Genomic DNA, 2,745 nt, shown 5'->3' on the forward strand with positions numbered 1-2,745 from the left:
CCCCTCTTCCTAGTGGTGGGTGAACCCTTCCCCCAACCCCCCCCCCCCCCCCCCCCCCCCCCTCCCCCCCCCGTGCCCCGCAGCCCCGCGAGCAACGGAGTGATCCCGTGTCGAGTGACGCACTCGTGTCCGAGGGCGAACTGACCGTCTCCCAGGACGCCTTCGCCACCCTGCCCGACGGCCGGTCCGTCACCCGCTGGACCATCGGTTCCCCGGCGGGCGTCACGGCCGAGGTGCTCGACCTCGGCGCCCGCCTCCAGGCCCTCCACGCGCCCGACCGGTACGGGCGGCTCGCCAACGTCGTCCTCGGCTGCGACGCCGTCGAGGACCTGCTCGGCGCAGCCGCCTTCTTCGGCGCGACGGTCGGCCGCTACGCCAACCGGATCGCCGACGGCATCGTGCCGCTGGACGGTACGACCCACCGGCTGGCGACCCAGACGGGCGGCCACGCCCTGCACGGCGGCCCGGACGGCTTCGCCACCCGGCTCTGGGACGGCGTGCCGGTCCGGGAGGGCCGGCGGGCCGGAGTGCGGCTGCGCCTGCACAGCCCCGACGGGGACCAGGGGTTCCCGGGAGCCCTCTCCGTCGAGGTGACGTACCTGCTCGACCCGGCCGGTGCGCTGTGGATCGGTTACCGGGCGACCACGGACGCCCCGACGGTCGTCAACTTCACCAACCACGCGTACTTCAACCTGGCCGGCGAGGGCGGCGGTACGGTGCTCGACCACCGGTTGGGGGTGGAGGCCGCGGGCTACCTGCCGGTGGACGGCGGACTGATTCCGCTCGGCCCGGTCGCGTCCGTCGCCGGCACGCCCTTCGACCTGCGCGAGCCGGCGGTGATCGGCGAGCGCGTCACCGACGGGGACCAGCAGGTCAGCCTGGCCGGCGCCGGCTTCGACCACAACTGGGTGCTGGCCGGGAGCGGCTTCCGGCGGGCCGCGGTGCTCAGCCACCCGGCCAGCGGCCGGCGCGTCGAGTGCCTGACGACGGAACCGGGCCTCCAGGTCTACACCGGCAACCACTTCGACGGCTCGCTGACGGGCCGCTCCGGCCGTCCGTACCCGGCGTACGCCGGCATCGCGCTGGAGACCCAGCACTTCCCGGACTCGCCGGGCCGTCCCGAGTACCCCTCCACCGCCCTGCGCCCGGGCGAGGAGTTCCGCTCGACGACCGTCTACTGCTTCTCGGTGGAGTAGCGCACGCGCTCCGCGGAGCGGAGAACGGGGGGCGGTGGGCCGGACGGGGTCCACCGCCCCCTTTCCCCGTGCGTGCTCAGTCCGCGACGAACACCCGTACGCCCCAGACCCCGAGGGGGACCGGCCCGCCGGCGGCCACCGTGCCGCCGTTCAGCACGTCGACCAGCGCGGTGGGGCCGGCACCTCGACGGGACTGACCACGCGTCATGGAGGCGTCGACCTGTGCGTGCCCGTGCGGCACCTGGAGCACGGAGACGTGCGGGGGGCGAGTCGGTGAGTCCGGCGCCTCTGTCGCCCACGGGCCGGCCGGGCAGCTGATCGAGAATAGGGCCGAACCGGCCTGAGCGATACGGGCCGGAGAACTCGGGATCCGGTCATGGCCGCGCGACCGCCGCCCGCGCGGCCCGGTGGACGGCTTCTGGTGGGGCGGCACCGCGACCCTCGGCCGGATCACCATGGCCACGGTGCCCGGCGTCGCCCTGCCCGCCGAGGACGTCTCCCGGCTGCGCGGCCTGCTGACCGCGGCCGCCGACGGCCACCTGGCCACCATGGCCGCCCAGGGCTACGCCGTACCGCTCGCCGCCACCGCGTACGTCTGGGGCTTCAACAGCTCGGTGGCCAACAATGCGATGCTGCTCGGCGTCGCCTACGAGCTGACCGGTCAACGGCGTTACCGCACGGGCGCGTTGGAGTCCATGGACTACCTGCGCGGTCGCAACGCGCTCGATCTCTCCTACGTCACCGGCTACGGCGTGCGCTACTCCGAGAACCAGCACCAGGTCCAGGTCTTCGCCGCCCAGGACGCCGACGCGCTCGCGGGCAGCGCGACCTTCACGGTCGGCGGCTCCGGCGTCCAGGGGGCGACGTTCACGGCGACGGAGCCGGACGACGACGTCCCGTCCGGGGCGTCCTGCTCGGTCGGGTACCGGATCGACAACGCCTGGGGCAACGGCTTCACGGCGACGGTCACCGTCAAGAACACCGGCACGTCGACGATCTCGGGCTGGAACCTCGGGTGGAGCTTCGCGGGTGACCAGCGGGTCGGCAACGCCTGGAACGCCACCGTGAGCCAGTCCGGCGGCACGGTGACCGCCCGGGACACCGGGTGGAACGACGTCCTGGCCCCCGGTGGCAGCGCGAGCTTCGGCTTCCAGGCCACCTACTCGGGCGCCAATCCGGCTCCGACGCTCTTCACCCTGAACGGAGCGGCCTGCGCCTGAGCGCGTGTCGGCCGCGGACTTCCGCACCGGACCGGACGGACCGGCCCGGTGCGGAAGCCGCCGTGCCCGGGCGGCCTCCGTGGTGACGAGGCGCCGGAGAAGGCGCCCGTGCCCGCGGGACGCTCCCACCGGCCGGTCGCCGGGGGAGCGCGGTGCCGTTCCGGCGGGCCCGAAAGTTTCCGGCGTGATTCCCCGTCCTCGCGAGAGAGTCCACCCGTCGTGGGGGGGGGCGGCCGGCCACCGCGGCCGTCGCGCCGTTGCCCTTGGGAGCCGTGCCGTCCCGGCGGTCCCGGGGGCGGCGAAGCCTCCTTTGAACATGGCGGACGGAC

General features: G+C 74.6%; 3 protein-coding genes. 2 read left to right on the plus strand and 1 reads right to left on the minus strand.

The features are described from left to right. The first annotated feature begins 107 nt into the window (after positions 1-107). Positions 108-1,196, plus strand: a complete 1,089-nt coding sequence (locus ACZ6NC_RS01290; RefSeq protein WP_465727679.1) for an aldose epimerase family protein — start codon at positions 108-110, stop codon at positions 1,194-1,196. A gap of 76 nt (positions 1,197-1,272) precedes the next feature. Here the strand turns inward: ACZ6NC_RS01290 and ACZ6NC_RS01295 are convergent, their stop codons facing one another. Beyond that, positions 1,273-1,404, minus strand: a complete 132-nt coding sequence (locus ACZ6NC_RS01295; RefSeq protein ID WP_465727681.1) for a hypothetical protein — start codon at positions 1,402-1,404, stop codon at positions 1,273-1,275. A 199-nt stretch (positions 1,405-1,603) separates the two neighbouring features. Here ACZ6NC_RS01295 and ACZ6NC_RS01300 point away from each other — a divergent pair, with 199 nt between their 5' ends. Continuing rightward, positions 1,604-2,416, plus strand: coding sequence for a cellulose-binding domain-containing protein (locus ACZ6NC_RS01300; RefSeq protein ID WP_465727683.1), 813 nt, complete (start codon positions 1,604-1,606; stop codon positions 2,414-2,416). Positions 2,417-2,745 lie beyond the last annotated feature (329 nt).

The sequence above is a fragment of the Kitasatospora sp. NPDC041988 genome (assembly GCF_055588525.1).